This is a genomic window from Haloarcula sp. DT43, assembly GCF_037078405.1.
Taxonomy (GTDB): Archaea; Halobacteriota; Halobacteria; order Halobacteriales; family Haloarculaceae; genus Haloarcula; species Haloarcula brevis.
Genome location: NZ_JAYMGZ010000004.1, coordinates 471,386 through 485,315, shown reverse-complemented (window position 1 = coordinate 485,315; position 13,930 = coordinate 471,386). Strand labels below are relative to the sequence as shown.

At 66.8% G+C, this 13,930-nt stretch carries 14 protein-coding genes and 1 tRNA gene; 6 read left to right on the top strand and 9 right to left on the bottom strand.

Annotated elements, in window-relative coordinates:
* Nucleotides 1-121 precede the first annotated feature (121 nt).
* From VI123_RS17125 to VI123_RS17110, 4 genes are all read right to left on the bottom strand, one after another.
* Nucleotides 122-1,006, bottom strand: coding sequence for a succinate dehydrogenase/fumarate reductase iron-sulfur subunit (locus VI123_RS17125; RefSeq protein WP_336339274.1), 885 nt, complete (start codon nucleotides 1,004-1,006; stop codon nucleotides 122-124).
* Nucleotides 1,007-1,009: 3 nt separating this feature from the next.
* Nucleotides 1,010-1,375: a succinate dehydrogenase hydrophobic membrane anchor subunit gene (locus tag VI123_RS17120; protein ID WP_336339273.1), complete on the bottom strand. Its 366-nt coding sequence runs from the start codon at nucleotides 1,373-1,375 to the stop codon at nucleotides 1,010-1,012.
* A complete protein-coding gene (gene sdhC / locus VI123_RS17115; protein ID WP_336339272.1) occupies nucleotides 1,375-1,794 on the bottom strand; it encodes a succinate dehydrogenase, cytochrome b556 subunit in 420 nt (139 codons plus the stop codon). Before sdhC ends, VI123_RS17120 begins: the two co-directional genes overlap by 1 nt.
* A 98-nt stretch (nucleotides 1,795-1,892) precedes the next feature.
* Complete coding sequence (locus tag VI123_RS17110; RefSeq protein ID WP_336339271.1) at nucleotides 1,893-2,915, bottom strand: succinylglutamate desuccinylase/aspartoacylase family protein; 1,023 nt, start codon at nucleotides 2,913-2,915, stop codon at nucleotides 1,893-1,895.
* Between the two features lie 88 nt (nucleotides 2,916-3,003).
* On the opposite strand from VI123_RS17110, the gene VI123_RS17105 reads away from it, so the two are divergent.
* Nucleotides 3,004-4,356 carry a RimK family alpha-L-glutamate ligase gene (locus VI123_RS17105; RefSeq protein WP_336339270.1) on the top strand — a complete coding sequence of 451 codons (1,353 nt, stop codon included), beginning with the start codon at nucleotides 3,004-3,006 and terminating at the stop codon, nucleotides 4,354-4,356.
* On the opposite strand, the gene VI123_RS17100 is transcribed toward VI123_RS17105, so the two are convergent.
* From VI123_RS17100 to VI123_RS17090, 3 genes are all read right to left on the bottom strand, one after another.
* A complete protein-coding gene (locus tag VI123_RS17100; RefSeq protein ID WP_336339269.1) occupies nucleotides 4,357-4,968 on the bottom strand; it encodes a DNA-3-methyladenine glycosylase family protein in 612 nt (203 codons plus the stop codon).
* Nucleotides 4,969-5,007: 39 nt separating this feature from the next.
* Nucleotides 5,008-5,565, bottom strand: a complete 558-nt coding sequence (gene cysE / locus VI123_RS17095) for a serine O-acetyltransferase (RefSeq protein WP_336339268.1) — start codon at nucleotides 5,563-5,565, stop codon at nucleotides 5,008-5,010.
* A gap of 258 nt (nucleotides 5,566-5,823) precedes the next feature.
* Entirely contained in the window at nucleotides 5,824-6,981 is a 1,158-nt protein-coding gene (locus tag VI123_RS17090; protein WP_336339267.1) for an acyl-CoA dehydrogenase family protein, read from the bottom strand.
* A 113-nt stretch (nucleotides 6,982-7,094) separates the two neighbouring features.
* Between VI123_RS17090 and VI123_RS17085 the strand changes: the two genes are divergently transcribed.
* Nucleotides 7,095-9,059 (top strand): 3-hydroxyacyl-CoA dehydrogenase/enoyl-CoA hydratase family protein, encoded by a 1,965-nt coding sequence (locus VI123_RS17085; RefSeq protein WP_336339266.1) that lies wholly within the window; start codon nucleotides 7,095-7,097, stop codon nucleotides 9,057-9,059.
* A gap of 17 nt (nucleotides 9,060-9,076) precedes the next feature.
* Here the strand turns inward: VI123_RS17085 and VI123_RS17080 are convergent, their stop codons facing one another.
* Complete coding sequence (locus VI123_RS17080; RefSeq protein ID WP_336339265.1) at nucleotides 9,077-9,739, bottom strand: DUF502 domain-containing protein; 663 nt, start codon at nucleotides 9,737-9,739, stop codon at nucleotides 9,077-9,079.
* Between the two features lie 138 nt (nucleotides 9,740-9,877).
* On the opposite strand from VI123_RS17080, the gene VI123_RS17075 reads away from it, so the two are divergent.
* From VI123_RS17075 to VI123_RS17065, 3 genes are all read left to right on the top strand, one after another.
* Nucleotides 9,878-9,952, top strand: a tRNA-Glu gene (locus VI123_RS17075).
* Between the two features lie 103 nt (nucleotides 9,953-10,055).
* Complete coding sequence (gene glmU / locus VI123_RS17070; protein WP_336339264.1) at nucleotides 10,056-11,237, top strand: bifunctional sugar-1-phosphate nucleotidylyltransferase/acetyltransferase; 1,182 nt, start codon at nucleotides 10,056-10,058, stop codon at nucleotides 11,235-11,237.
* A gap of 90 nt (nucleotides 11,238-11,327) precedes the next feature.
* Nucleotides 11,328-11,507 carry a DUF7576 family protein gene (locus tag VI123_RS17065; protein ID WP_336339263.1) on the top strand — a complete coding sequence of 60 codons (180 nt, stop codon included), beginning with the start codon at nucleotides 11,328-11,330 and terminating at the stop codon, nucleotides 11,505-11,507.
* Nucleotides 11,508-11,583: 76 nt separating this feature from the next.
* Here VI123_RS17065 and VI123_RS17060 read toward each other — a convergent pair whose 3' ends face one another.
* Entirely contained in the window at nucleotides 11,584-11,793 is a 210-nt protein-coding gene (locus tag VI123_RS17060; protein WP_336339262.1) for a hypothetical protein, read from the bottom strand.
* Between the two features lie 154 nt (nucleotides 11,794-11,947).
* Between VI123_RS17060 and VI123_RS17055 the strand changes: the two genes are divergently transcribed.
* Nucleotides 11,948-13,927 carry an AMP-dependent synthetase/ligase gene (locus tag VI123_RS17055; protein ID WP_336339261.1) on the top strand — a complete coding sequence of 660 codons (1,980 nt, stop codon included), beginning with the start codon at nucleotides 11,948-11,950 and terminating at the stop codon, nucleotides 13,925-13,927.
* The last annotated feature ends 3 nt before the right edge of the window (nucleotides 13,928-13,930 follow it).

The window sequence follows — 13,930 nt, the reverse complement described above, 5'->3', positions numbered from 1 at the left end:
CGGCGGTTCACCCTTTTTGTGCGCTGTAACCCGGTGCTCGCTCCCGTCCCGGAGTGGTAACTACGCCCGTCGACGAGCCGAATACGGCAGAAACGCGGCTATCGGGTACGCTCCGGTGTCGTCACCAGAACTTGAGGTTGTTCTTGACCGCTTCCCGCTTGAGCTCCTGGATGTGCTCGGTCAGCGGGATGTCTTTCGGACACACCTCGGTACAGGAGAACTGGGTCTGACAGCGCCAGACGCCGTGTTCCTGTTCGATGATACGGAGCCGCTCCTGCTTGCGGTTCTCGCCCTCGCGCTCGTCCATCGCGAAGCGGTAGGCCTTGTTGATGGCGGCGGGGCCGAGGTACTCGTTGTCGCCGGCGGCGATGTTACACGATGACATACACGCGCCACACCAGATACACCGCGTGGACATCTTGACCTTCTCACGGTTCTCCCGGGTCTGGCGCTGCTCTTCGAGTTCGTCCTCGGGGAGCTCGTCGGCGTCGAAGTACGGCTCGACGGCCTCCATCTGGTCGTAGAAGTGCTCCATGTCGACGACGAGGTCCTTCACCACTTCCTGGTGTGGCAGCGGCTCGATGCGGACGGGGTCTTCCAGGTCGGAAATCTGGGTCTTGCAGCCAAGTCGCTGCTTGCCGTTGACGAACAGGGCGTCCGAGCCACAGACGGCCTGCCGGCAGGAGTGCCGGAAGGTAAGCGAGGAGTCGTAGTGGTCCCGCGCGTAGATGAGCGCGTCGAGGATGGTCATCCCCTTGTGGAAGGGGACGCGGAAGTCGTCGAAGCGTGGCTCCTGTTTCCCCTGGACCTCGGGGTCGTAGCGGAACACTTTCAGCGTAATCGTGTCCTCGTCGTCGAGGGTCTCCTCCTCGACTTCACGCTGGGACTCCTGTGCCTGTCGTTCGCGTTTCTGTGCGCGCCGACGCTCGCCCGGGGACTGGACCTCGGGCTCCGTCTCCTCGTCGGCTTCCGTCTCGGTTTCCTGTTGTTCGATTTGCGTACTCATAGTTCAGATGAGGGTCGTCATGGCCAGCGAGACGCGGGTCCCCTGCACGACGAGCAGGAGGCCGGCGACGCCGAGCAGGTACTTGACTGCGTTCTTCCGGGAGCCGGTGAGTCCCTGGTTGACCAGGGCGTTGTACACGCCGTTGACGCCGTGGAACGTCGCGGTCACGAGGAACAGCCACATCGTCGCGAAGTAGCTGACCTGGCTCATCCGGGCCTGCGTCCCCAGGAACGTGATGTCCGAGGCGTGGTTCACGAAGTGCAACAGCATGAAGTGGAAAGCGAGCACGCCGATGAGGAACACCGCCGTCAGCCGCTGGAACAGCCAGCGACGCCCGCCGCGGTCGAACGAAGAGTAGTGCTGTGCCATTAGACGAGTGCCCCCCCGAGGAACGTCGGCACGCTGGCGACGACGATTGCGCCGGTCAGCAGCAGCGACGCGTAGAAGCTCTTGTCCTGCGATTCGAGGCCCACGCCGAGGTCGACCATCAACAGCCGGATGCCGTTGAGGATGTGGAAGACGGCGACGGCCAGCAGCCCGACTTCGAGGAACCGGACTATCAGCAGCGATTCGAGGCCGCTGAGCGTACTGGTGTAGAGGTCGCTGCCTGCCTGCGCGCTCGCCGGGTCGACACCGACCGAGGTGCTCAGCACCGCGATGTGGGTGAACAGGTAGCCCACGAGCACCCAGCCGGTGAACTTGTGGAATATCCAGGCCCACATCCCGGCCGAGAACTCCCGCCACCGTCCGAAGTCCTCGACGGTGCCGCGATTGTAAGACTGACTCATACACAGGGGGGTTAGTCCGGGGACAGATAGTAGTTTCTACACGGACCCGTATCGCCGAAAACCCGCCCGAAGACGTTCGTCAATTGACTACTCCGCCGTTACCAATCGTCGTCGTCCACCCGGCGGTTCCACTCGATGGCTCGCTGGGTCCGGTCGTCGAGCCGGACCAGGTGACAGAGGGGGTTCCCGGGGTACACCAGCGGGTTCTCGAGGACGCCGACCAGCAGGCCGGTAAACGGCGCACGCATCAGCGTGTTCTCGGTCTTGAACGGGTTCGTAATCGTACAGATGACGTCGTCCTCGTACACCAGGTCGCCGCGCTCGTAATGCATATCGACCAGGCCGCCCGAGTCCGCCCGTATCCAGGTCTTCTCGCCGGTGTCGTCGATGACCGTCCGCCAGCCCGGCCACTGGACGGTGTCGGAGCCCCGGAGGCCGAACTCCGCCAGCACCGACCGAACGCTCTCCAGAGCAGAGTCGATGAGCGGCCGCTGGAACCGGTGGGCCTCGCCCATCTCTATCGTTATCGTCGGGACGCCCGCGTCGCTCAGCTCGCGCCGGAGCGACCCCGAGGGCCCTTCCGAGGAGATGATGACGTTCGACGCGAAGGCGTTGGCGACCCGCGCGACCGCCGGGTCGTCCATGTCCGCCCGGACGTGGAGCATGTTCGTTCGCCCGCGGGTGGACGTGTGGAAGTCCAGGCCCACGTCACAGGGGGCCAGGAAGTTCCGGAAAATCTCGTGGGCCATCCGCTTCGCGCTCGTCGAGTCGGGGTCCCCGGGGAACGAGCGGTTCAGGTCGCGGTCGTAGATGGGCAGGTATCGCTCCTGGGCGAGGAAGGCCGGAACGTTCAACACCGGCAGGCAGACCAGCGTCCCCGCCAGCCCCTCGTGGTCCCACTCGTGGGCAACCTCCCGGACGACCTCGATGCCGTTGAGTTCGTCGCCGTGGGCCGCCGCGGTGAGAAACACCGTCGGTCCGGGGCGCTCCCCGTTGACGATGGTCACCGGCACCCGGACGGCGTCACCCAGATAGGTCTCGCTGACGGTGTATCGGACGTTACGGGTCTCACCCGGTTCGACACGGCCGCCGTCGAAGGTGAACGCCCTGGGTTCCTCCATGCCATCACAACGAGATGCGGCGGCTAAAACCCCTCCGAGACGACCGAGTATCCGTACTTCTATACTGTGGCCGACAGAAGTCGCCGGCATGAGCGACCAGGACATCACAGTCGGCGTCCTCAGCCTCCACTCCAGCAAGGAGTCGAAGGCCATCCTGAACGCCGTCGACGAGATGGGGTACGACACGGAGTGGCTCCGCAACGAGAACACCACGATAAGCGTCACCGACGGCGAGATGACGCTGGAACCCAGCGTCGACGTGATTGCGAACCGGATGCTGCTCTCCAGCAACGAACACCCCGCGGAGGGCATCGGGCTGGGGATGACCGTCAGCCGCCTCGCGCCGACGCTGAACGAACCGATGGCGGCGACGACGGCCCTGCACAAGTTCGCGAGCGCCGCCGCCCTGGCCGACGCTGGCGTGCCGGTCCCCGACGCCTTGCTCGCGCTGTCGAACGACCGGCTCAACGACGAGCGGGACCGCTTCGGCGACCGCGCGGTGTACAAGACGGCCATCGGCACCCACGGCGGCGGGACGTGGATGGTCGACCTGGAGAACCAGGTCAACGCCCAGGTCGGGGGCCGCTACGCGTTCCTCCAGGAGTACATGGAACACGACGAGAAGCGCCACCACGACCTCCGCGTGTACGTCGTCGGCGACCGCATCGTCGGCGCGATGAACCGCTACGCGCCCGAGGGGGAGTGGCGGACGAACGTCGCGCTGGGCGGCGACGTCGAGGACATGACCGGGAAGCTCCCCGAGCGCGTCAGGGAGATAGCGCTCGACTCGGTCGAGGCAATCGGGCTGGACTACGCCGGCGTCGACATCGTCCAGAGCGAGGACGGCTACTACGTGCTTGAGGTCAACCCCACCGCCGGGTTCCGCGGCCTGTTCAAGGCGAGCGGCGTCAGCCCCGCCCCCTACATCGCCCAGCTCGCCATCGAGCAGGCGGGCGGCAGCGTCGACGATGCGACCGTCGAGCGGCTTTCCGACCGGCTCGACGACTCACGGCCGGCGTGCACGCCGAAAAAGCCCCAGCGGAAGGCACAGGAGAACGTGGTCGTCGGCTACATCGAGGAGGTCGTCGTCACCGGCACCCAGGGGACCAAGTCCGTTCTCGCCAAGTCAGACACCGGCGCGACCAGGAGCAGCATCGACGCGAGGCTCGCGGCGGACATCGGGACGGGGCCGATTCTCGACATCGTCACGGTCAAGTCCGGGAGCGTCAAGTCCGGCCGCTCGCGCCCGGTCGTCGACCTCGTCGTCGGCGTCGGCGGGACCCAACACACCGTCACGGCCAGCGTCGAGGACCGCTCGCACATGGACTACCCGCTCCTGCTGGGGCGGGACATCCTCAAGCACTATCAGGTCGACGTGACCCGCCGCGCCGACGACGAGGCGGAGGTCGAGACCGAGGAAGAGGAGCAGAGCGAGGAGTAGTCAGTCCTCGCGCACTTCCGCGACGCTCTCGGCGATGTCCTCGTCGGCCCGCCACAGGTAGAGGCTCGCGTAACTGCGGTACGGCGACCACCGCTCGGCGTACTCGCGCATCTCCGCGCGGCTGTACCCCTCGCCGACGACGGCCTCGAACCCCTTGCGGATGCCGAGGTCGCCGACCGGGAACACGTCCTCGCGGCCGAAGGCGAACAGGAGTTGCATGTTCGCGGTCCAGTCGCCGACGCCCGTGATGGCGGTCAGCGCCTCGCGGATGTCCTCGTCGGTGGCGTCCTCGAACGTCGCAAGCGAGTACTCCTCCGCCAGAAACGTCTCGGCGACTTCGTTGACGTAGCGAGTCTTCTGTCGGGACAGTCCGGCGTCCCGCAGCACCTCGTCGTCGGCGTCGGCGATGCCCGCTGGCGTCACGGTGACGGCGTCGAACAGCCGTTCCCGCGTCGCGGCGGCCGAGGCCATCGACACCTGCTGGCGGAGGATCGAGACCACCAGCCGCTCGAAGAGGTCCGACGCGGGGTCGAGCGTGAGTTCGCCGTGGCGCTCGACGAGCGGGCCGATGTCGGGGTCCGCCCGCAGCGTCTCGTATGGTGAGTCGGTCATCGCTCCGAGGTAGTGACTCGACCGAGAAGAACGTGTCCGTCAGCCGTCGGCGATGGCGGGGTCGGGGCCGGGTGAGGCGGTGCCGGCCGCGCCGACCGGCTTCGCCGGGTTGCCGACGACCGTCGTCTCCGGCGGCACGTCGTCGACCACGACGGCGCCGGCACCGACGGAGGCGTTCTCGCCGACGGTTATCGGCCCCATTATCGAGGCGTCGGCCCCCAGCGTCGCGCCGTCCTCGACCGTCGGGTGGCGTTTCTCCCGTCGCATCGACGTGCCGCCGAGCGTCACGCCGTGATACAGGAGCACGTCGTCGCCGATTTCGGCGGTCTCGCCGACGACGACGCCCATCCCGTGGTCGATGAACACGCGTTCGCCGACCGCCGCCGCGGGGTGTATCTCGACCCCGGTCAGGAACCGGGCGAGATGCGAGAGGAGTCTGGCCAGCAGCGTCCGGTCGCCCGTCCAGAGCCAGTGGGCGACGCGATGGGCCCAGACGGCGTGGAGGCCGGGGTAGGTGAGCGCGACCTCCAGGGCGCTGGTCGCCGCGGGGTCCTTTGCGAGTGCTGTACGGATATCCGCTTTCAGTCGGTCGAACATTAGTGTGTAGTGTGGGTGGTGTCGTCTGCGCACGAGACAGTCGGTCGCGGTCCGAGTCACCGGACGGGAGTCACCGGGGACAACAACAGCGACGGGGGGAGCGGCAACCGGGTGCGGTTCGAAGCGGGCGAGCAACGCGGCGCGGGGTTCGGTCGCCCATGGTTGGTTCGACTAGACCGCCCTGTGAGGTAAAAAGCAGCGGTCCGATTCGCCCCGGAGACCGGCAGGCGCGCCCCGCGGGGGGAACCGCGGGACGGCTCAGGTCATGCCTTTCCCGAGCAGTTCCCGGGCGATGATGTTCTTCTGTATCTCGGTCGTCCCCTCGTATATCTGAGTTATCTTGGCGTCGCGGTAGAACCGCTCGACGTCGAAGTCGTTGACGTAGCCGGCCCCGCCGTGAATCTGGACGGCCTCGTCGGCCGTCTCGACGGCGACCCGGGAGGCCTTCTCCTTGGCCATCGACGCAAGCTGGGTGAGCTGGTCGTCGGCGTTGTCGACGCTCCAGGCGGATTTGTACGTGAGCTGGCGCGCGGCCTCGATTTCGGTGAACAGCTCGGCGAGCTTGTGCTGGATGGCCTGGAACTCCGAGATGGACTGGCCGAACTGCTCGCGGTCCTGTGCGTAGGCAAGGGCGTGCTCGGCGGCCCCGCGGGCGATGCCGACGCCCTGTGCGGCGACGCCGGTCCGGGTCTCGTCGAAGAACTGCATGAGCTGGAGGAAACCGGCCCCGCGCGTGCCGACGAGGTTCGCCTCGGGGACGCGCACGTCGTCGAGGACGAGTTCCGCCGTGTCCGACGCGCGGATGCCCAGTTTCCCCGTAATCTTTTCGGCCGCGAACCCGTCGCGGTCGGACTCGACGAGAATCTGGGAGAAGCCGTTGTACCGCCCCTCCGCGTCGGGGTCGGTCTCACAGAGCACGACGAAGTAGTCGCCGACCGACCCGTTGGTAATCCACATCTTGGTGCCGTTGACGACCCACTCGTCGCCGTCCTTGCGCGCCTGCGTCGACACCGAAGACACGTCCGAGCCCGTGTCCGGCTCCGAGATGGCCGCGCCCATGATGGCGTCGCCGGTCGCTACCGGTTCCAGGTACTCCTCTTTCTGGGTTTCCGTCCCGAACCCGACGATTGCGTCGGCTCCGAAGGACGCCGACTGGATGCTCAGGCCGATACCGGGGTCGGCCGCGAACAGTTCCTCGGCGATGATGGCGCTCGTCAGCGTGTCGTAGCCCCCGCCGCCGTACTCCAGCGGGATGTTCGCCCCTGTCAGCCCCATCTCCGCGGCCTGCTCGACGATTTCGTGGGGGAACTTCTCCGCGGTGTCGTACTCCGTCGCGACCGGTTCGATTTCGTTTTCGGCGAACCGCGCGACCTCGTCCCGTATCTGTCGCTGCTCGGCGGTCAGTTCGAAATCCATGTGCGGTGTGTTGACGTGCAGGGCAATAATGGTTCGTAATCCGAAATAAACTCAGAAGTGGTTTGCTACCGAGAGAAACGTTGAAGCCCCGGCCGGCAGTGGAACGATACGTCATGGATTTCGAGGATATTGACACTATCGCCGTGCTCGGTGCCGGGAACATGGGCCATGGAATCACCGAAGTGGCCGCGCTCGCGGGCTACGACGTGCGGATGCGGGACATCAAAGACGAGTTCGTCGAGAACGGATACGACAACATCGAGTGGTCGCTGAACAAGCTGGCCGAGAAAGACCAGCTCACGCAGGACGAGGCCGACGCGGCGCTGAACCGCGTGACGCCATTGGTGGACGTCGAGGAGGCCGTCGGCGACGCCGACGTGGTCATCGAGGCTGTCCCCGAGAAGATGGAGATAAAGAAGGACGTGTACACGGAGGTCGAGGAGTACGCGCCCGCGGAGGCCATCTTCGCCACGAACACCTCCAGCCTCTCCATCACGGAGCTGTCGGAAGTGACCGAACGGCCCGAGCAGTTCTGCGGGATGCACTTCTTCAATCCGCCGGTGCGGATGCAACTGGTCGAGGTCATCTCCGGCGCCCACTCCAGCGACGAAACGCTGGAAGCCATCGAGGCCCTCGCCGAGGACTTCGAGAAGACGCCGGTCCGCGTCCGGAAGGACTCGCCGGGGTTCATCGTCAACCGCATCCTCGTTCCGCTGATGAACGAGGCCGCCTGGCTCGTCCACGACGACGTGGCGACCGTCGCCGAGGTCGACTCGACGACGAAGTTCGACATGGGCCTGCCGATGGGCTCGTTCGAACTCTCCGACCAGGTCGGCAACGACGTGGGCCTCCACGTCCTCGAATATATGCACGAGGTGCTGGGCGAACCGTACGCGCCGTGTCCCCTCCTCGAGGAGAAAGTCGAGAACGAGGAACTGGGCAAGAAGACCGGCAAGGGGTTCTACGACTACGAGAACGGCGGCGTCGACATCCCGACCGACGCCGGCCGAGAGGACGTCGAGCACCGCCTCGTCGCCGTGATGGCAAACGAGGTCGGCAAGCTCGTCGAGAACGACGTGGCCCCGGTCGCGGACATCGACCAGGCCGTGAAGCTCGGCGGCGGCTTCCCGGACGGGCCCGCGAAGATGGCCGACAAGACTGGCCTGGAGACGCTCGTCGAGACGCTTGCGGAGGCTCACGAGGCGACCGGTGCGGCGCGCTACGCCGTCGCCGACGGGCTCCGGGCGGCCGCCGAGGACGGCGGCTTCTACGCCAGCGAGGACGAGGCGCCCGCGGAGTTCGACAACGTCAACGTCGAGTACCCCGGCGACATGGTCGGTCACATTGAACTCGACCGCCCACACCGGATGAACACCGTCAGCCCGGAGCTGATGGACGACCTCGCGGACGCCATCGACCTCCTCGAAGCCGACGACGAAGTGCGTGCCATCCTGCTGACTGGGGCCGGCGACAAGGCCTTCTCCGCCGGGGCCGACGTGCAGTCGATGGCCTCGAACGCGACGCCGCTCGACGCCATCGACCTCTCCCGGAAGGGCCAGGAGACCTTCGGCAAGCTCGAAGAATGCTCGATGCCGGTCGTCGCCGGCATCGACGGTTACGCGCTGGGCGGCGGGATGGAACTGGCGACCTGTGCCGACCTCCGCGTGGCCTCGGAGCGGTCGGAACTGGGCCAGCCCGAGCACAACCTCGGTCTCCTGCCGGGCTGGGGCGGCACACAGCGACTCGCCCGCATCGTCGGCGAGGGCCGCGCCAAGGAAATCATCTTCACCGCCGAGCGCTACGACGCCGCCGAACTGGCCGAGTACGGCTTCATCAACGAAGTCGTCGACAACGACGCCCTCTACGAGCGGGCGCTCGAACTGACCACGGACATGGCCGCCGGCCCGCCGGTCGCCCAGAAGCTCACCAAGCGCGCGATGCTCGCCGGCCGCGACGACATCGACGCCGGGCTCGAAGTCGAGTCCCAGGCCTTCGGCCACCTCATCGGCACCGACGACGTGATGGAGGGTATCAACGCGTTCATGGGGGACGAGGAGCCGGACTTCGAGGGGAAGTAGGCACCCAGACCCCTGCTTTATCCGGCGTCAGTCGCCCCGCCGACCTCGTTTTCGTCGAGTCGGATGATGTCGTCTGACTGTGCCATCCCGGTCGTCATCAGCAACCGGATCGCCGCGCGGACGCTCAGGTCGGACTCGTAGGTCCGGCTCTCGGGGACCATGACGAGCATGCCCTGGGTGGGGTTGGGACTGCCGGGGATGAACACGCTCGACGCGCTCTCGCCGGCCGCTTCGGAGACGTCCGCCGGGCTCGTCCCCGTTTTGAGTCCCAGCTGGTAGACGCCGTCGCGGGGATACTCAACGTACACGACGGACTCGTAGTCAGACTGCCGGTTGACGACGGAGGTGGTCATCTGCCGGATGCTCCCGTAGATGGTCCGGACGACGGGCACGAACGTGACCAGGTGCCCCGTCTTTCCGAACAGTCGCTGCCCGACGCTCCACTGGGCGATGTACCCCAGTACCGTGACGAGCGCGACGAGAACCGAGAGCGTCAGTAGCTGGGCGAGCAAGACGTTGTTCGCGGTCAGTACCGCCAGCCGCGTCCCGCGGATGAGTGGGTCGAGGAAGCCGCCGACCCAGCCCAGCAGCACCCGGACGATGACGATAGTCGCCACGAGCGGGCCCACCAGAACGAGCCCGGCCAGAAAATTGTTCTTGATGAATGAGTTGACGGACATATCGGGGGACAGTTGGTCAGCGGGATAAAGTGTGTTGACACCTGTCAGTGCAGGGGAACCACTCTGTGAGTGGTACGCATCCACAGGTAGCGGCTATTTCGATGGGATTAAATTGGAGCACCCGAAACGCCAGAGTACGCTCGGTTGGTGTAGTCCGGCCAATCATCTTGGCCTTTCGAGCCGAGGACCAGGGTTCAAATCCCTGACCGAGCACATTGCTGTCGAAGACAAACCCGTGAGCGACGCCGTCGGTCGCTGTGCGCTCTAACGAGTCAACAGCGGTAGGTATTTTTCGGGGCCGGGCGTCGGGGCGACCATGCAAGCAGTCGTACTCGCGGCGGGGCAGGGGACGCGCATGCGGCCGTTGACTGACAACACGCCGAAACCGATGCTCCCGGTCGCGGACCGGCCGCTGGTGGCACACACCGCCGACACGGCCATCGAGGCGGGGGCCGACGAGCTCGTCTTCGTCGTCGGCTACGAGGCCGACGCGGTCCGGTCGTACTTCGGCGACGAGTACGGCGGCGTCCCGGTCAACTTCGCCGTCCAGGAGGAGCAACGGGGGACCGCTGATGCCGTCGCCGCCGCGAAAGCGCACCTCGACGGCCCCTTCGCGGTGCTCAACGGCGACAACCTCTACGACGCCGAGAGTCTCGGTGCCCTCTTCGACGCCGCGCCGTCGGTCGCCGCTTACCGCGTCGACGACCCGAGGAACTACGGCGTGTTGTCCACCGAGGGCGACGCCGTCACCGACATCGTCGAGAAGCCGGCCGACCCGCCGACCGACCTGGCGAACGCCGGGGCGTACGTCTTCCCGGCCGAGGCCCGAAACTGGCTGGATGTCCCCCTCAGCGACCGCGGCGAGCGGGAAATCACGGACGTGCTCGCGCGAGTCATCGCGGAGTCGACGGTCACCGCCGTCGAGGTGGACCGCTGGCTCGACGTGGGCCGGCCCTGGGAACTGCTCGCGGCCAACGAGTGGAAGCTCGGCGAACTGGAGGGCCGCCTCGACGGCGAGGTTCGGGGCGACGCCGACCTGCGCGGTGACGTCGTCGTCGAGGAGGGGGCGGTCGTCGAACCCGGCGTCGTCATCGAGGGGCCGGCGCTGGTCCGCTCGGGCGCACACGTCGGACCGAACGCCTACGTCCGCGGCGCGACTCTCCTGGGCGAGGACACCCACGTCGGCCACGGCGTCGAGGTGAAGAACACGGTGCTGATGGCCGATTCGAACGTCCCTCACGTCTCCTACGTGGGCGACAGCGTCGTCGGACGCGACGTCAACTTCGGCGCTGGCACGCAGGTGGCGAACCTGCGCCACGACGGCGACCCGGTCCGGATGACAGTGAAAGGCGACCGCGTGTCGACTGGGCGGCGGAAGTTCGGCGTCGTCGCGGGCGACGGCGCGAAAACGGCCATCAACACGAGCCTGAACGCCGGCGTCGTCCTGTCTTCGGGGGCGACCACCACACCCGGCGAGTCCGTGACGCGGGACCGATGACGGGACGTCGAGCGAGCGACCTCGTGTAGGACCGTGACGTACGCCGCAAATATGTGGGATTAAGTGCCGTGAAAGTCACGCTCAAGTAAGATGGTCGACCCGACATCGGATCACCACGAAGACATCGACGAGGACGAGGCGCCGGAGTGCGCGACCTGCGGTGCCCCTATCGCCAACGAAGTGACACACCGCGTCATCACGTGGATAGAGGACAACAGCGTCGAAACGGCCCACTTCTGCGACGAGGACTGCCGGCGAGAGTGGCAGTAACGCGTCCGCTCTGACAGCTCTGGGGCGACCGCCCACCGATTTCCGCTCGCGTCGCCGACCGCACGAACCCGGATTCTCAGCCCGTCCGCGTATCGATGTGGTGGACCGCGTCCGGCGAGAGGAGCCGCCCCGTCGGGAGTTCGACCCAGCCGTTCCCGAGCACCCGAGCCCGGCCCTCGTGCAGGACCGTCTCCTGGTCCATGTCGGCGTACACGACGGCGTCCTCGTACTCTTTCACGAACTGCTCTACGGCGTCACCCCAGGCGGGCTCCGTCGAGATGACCATGGGCCAACTGAACGGTCGCTTCGATAAAACCCTGGGGGCACCTCCGGCCTCCAGTCGTCGGCCCTTTCCCTCGTGTGAATCAACTCCGACAAACCGACTGCGTGTTAACATCCTGCATGTATTTGAGTCCACCCGGCGAACACCATGGCACGACATGACCGCGGGCACCCATCCGGCCTGGCGTTCGGCCGAGGCGGAACACACTGACGAGGTCGTCGCCGACGACACGCTGGGCGAGATGTTCGCCGCGAGCGCGGCGCGGAACGCCGACACGACGGCCCAGCTGTACAAGGGCGGGGTCTACGACCGGTCGCTGACCGACGACGTGGTGCCCGAGGCACCCGACGGCGACTTCGCCGCCCTCAGCTACGAGCGGATGCATCACCTGGTCAAGAATCTGACCGCGGGGTTCCGGAGTCTCGGCGTCGCCCCGGACACCCGCGTCGGCATCCTGGCCGACACGCGGATGGAGTGGGCGTTGACCGACTTCGCCCTGCTGTCCGCCGGTGGCGTGGTGACGACCGTCTACACGGACTCCTCGCCGAAGCAGGTCCAGTACCTGCTGTCGGACCCGGAAGCCGACGCAGTCGTCGTCGAGAACGGCGAGATGCTGGACCGGGTCCTGGCCGTCGAGGCGGACCTCTCGCTGTCGTTCATCGTCGTCATGGACGACACCGACGTGGACCGCGAGGACGTCTACACGCTCGGAACGGTGTATCGGCGCGGTGAGGAGGCGTTCAGCGAGACGGCCTACCGGTCCTGGCTGGACGAGCGCGACCCCGACGATTTGGCCAGTCTCATCTACACCTCCGGGACGACGGGCCAGCCGAAGGGGGTCCGGCTCACCCACCGCAACTTCCGGGCGAACGTCAACCAGACGCGCAAGCGGATGGGACCGCGGCCGGACAAGCCCCCGGACCTGCCGACGATTTCCGCGGCCACGCGCTCGATAGCCTTCCTGCCGCTGGCTCACGTGTTCGAGCGCCTCGCGGGGCACTTCCTGATGTACGCCTCCGGCGCGGCCGTGAGCTATGCCGAGAGCCCGGACACGCTGGCCGAGGACCTCCGGACGGTCCGGCCCACCACCGGCGCGAGCGTCCCGCGGGTCTACGAGCGGATTTTCGACACGATGCGCACGGAGGCCGGCGGCTCCCCGGTGAAAAAACGGATTTTCGACTGGTCGCTCGACGTGGCCCGCGACTACGCCCGCGCCGACGACCCGGGGCCGATACTCGCCGCCAAGCACGCGCTCGCGGACCGCCTCGTCTACAGCACCGTCGAGGAGCGACTCGGCGGGAACATCGAGTTCATGGTCAGCGGCGGCGGCAGCCTCTCGAAACGGCTCTCTGAGACGTTTTTGGGCATGGGACTGCCGATACTGGAGGGGTACGGACTCACGGAGACCGCGCCGGTCCTGACCGTGAATCCGGCCGAGGATATCCGGCCCGGAACCCTGGGACCGCCGGTCCCGGACGTCGACATCCGCCTCGATACCGGCGTCGTCGACGCCAGCGAGTTCGACGACGTCACCGGCGAGGTCGGCGAACTGCTCGTCGACGGCCCGAACGTCACGGCGGGGTACTGGAACGACCCCGACGCGACGGAGCGGGCCTTCACGGAGATCGACGGGACCCGGTGGTTCCGCACCGGCGACATCGTCGAGCGGACCGCCGACGACTTCCTCGTCTACCACGACCGGCTGAAGGAACTGCTCGTCCTCTCGACCGGGAAGAACGTCGCGCCCCAGCCCATCGAGGACCGGTTCGCGACGAGCGACCGGGTCGACCAGGTCATGGTCGTCGGCGACGACCGGAAGTTCGTCGGCGCGATAATCGTCCCGGACTTCGAGGCGCTCCGCCGGTGGGCCGACAGCGAGGGCGTCGCCCTCCCCGAGGACCCCGAAGCCCTGTGCGAGGACGAACGCGTCCGGGCGTGGGTACAGACGGCGGTCGACGCGGTCAACGCGGACCTGGAACGCGTCGAGCGAATCAAGGCGTTCGCGCTCGTCTCCCGGGAGTGGACCGCCGAGAACGACCTGCTCACCCCGTCGATGAAGAAGAAGCGCCGCAACATCCGCAGCGCACACCGCGAGAAACTCGCCGAGATATACGGCGACCACGCCGAGGCCGCCTGACCC

What these genes read in the sequence shown, in the direction of transcription:
- VI123_RS17055 (WP_336339261.1), top strand. Translation starts at nt 11,948, where the DNA reads ATGACCGCGGGCACCCATCCGGCCTGGCGTTCGGCCGAGGCGGAACAC.
- VI123_RS17080 (WP_336339265.1), bottom strand. Translation starts at nt 9,739, where the DNA reads ATGTCCGTCAACTCATTCATCAAGAACAATTTTCTGGCCGGGCTCGTT.
- VI123_RS17100 (WP_336339269.1), bottom strand. Translation starts at nt 4,968, where the DNA reads ATGACCGACTCACCATACGAGACGCTGCGGGCGGACCCCGACATCGGC.
- VI123_RS17120 (WP_336339273.1), bottom strand. Translation starts at nt 1,375, where the DNA reads ATGGCACAGCACTACTCTTCGTTCGACCGCGGCGGGCGTCGCTGGCTG.
- VI123_RS17125 (WP_336339274.1), bottom strand. Translation starts at nt 1,006, where the DNA reads ATGAGTACGCAAATCGAACAACAGGAAACCGAGACGGAAGCCGACGAG.
- sdhC (WP_336339272.1), bottom strand. Translation starts at nt 1,794, where the DNA reads ATGAGTCAGTCTTACAATCGCGGCACCGTCGAGGACTTCGGACGGTGG.
- VI123_RS17110 (WP_336339271.1), bottom strand. Translation starts at nt 2,915, where the DNA reads ATGGAGGAACCCAGGGCGTTCACCTTCGACGGCGGCCGTGTCGAACCG.
- VI123_RS17085 (WP_336339266.1), top strand. Translation starts at nt 7,095, where the DNA reads ATGGATTTCGAGGATATTGACACTATCGCCGTGCTCGGTGCCGGGAAC.
- VI123_RS17105 (WP_336339270.1), top strand. Translation starts at nt 3,004, where the DNA reads ATGAGCGACCAGGACATCACAGTCGGCGTCCTCAGCCTCCACTCCAGC.
- VI123_RS17090 (WP_336339267.1), bottom strand. Translation starts at nt 6,981, where the DNA reads ATGGATTTCGAACTGACCGCCGAGCAGCGACAGATACGGGACGAGGTC.
- VI123_RS17065 (WP_336339263.1), top strand. Translation starts at nt 11,328, where the DNA reads ATGGTCGACCCGACATCGGATCACCACGAAGACATCGACGAGGACGAG.
- VI123_RS17060 (WP_336339262.1), bottom strand. Translation starts at nt 11,793, where the DNA reads ATGGTCATCTCGACGGAGCCCGCCTGGGGTGACGCCGTAGAGCAGTTC.
- cysE (WP_336339268.1), bottom strand. Translation starts at nt 5,565, where the DNA reads ATGTTCGACCGACTGAAAGCGGATATCCGTACAGCACTCGCAAAGGAC.
- glmU (WP_336339264.1), top strand. Translation starts at nt 10,056, where the DNA reads ATGCAAGCAGTCGTACTCGCGGCGGGGCAGGGGACGCGCATGCGGCCG.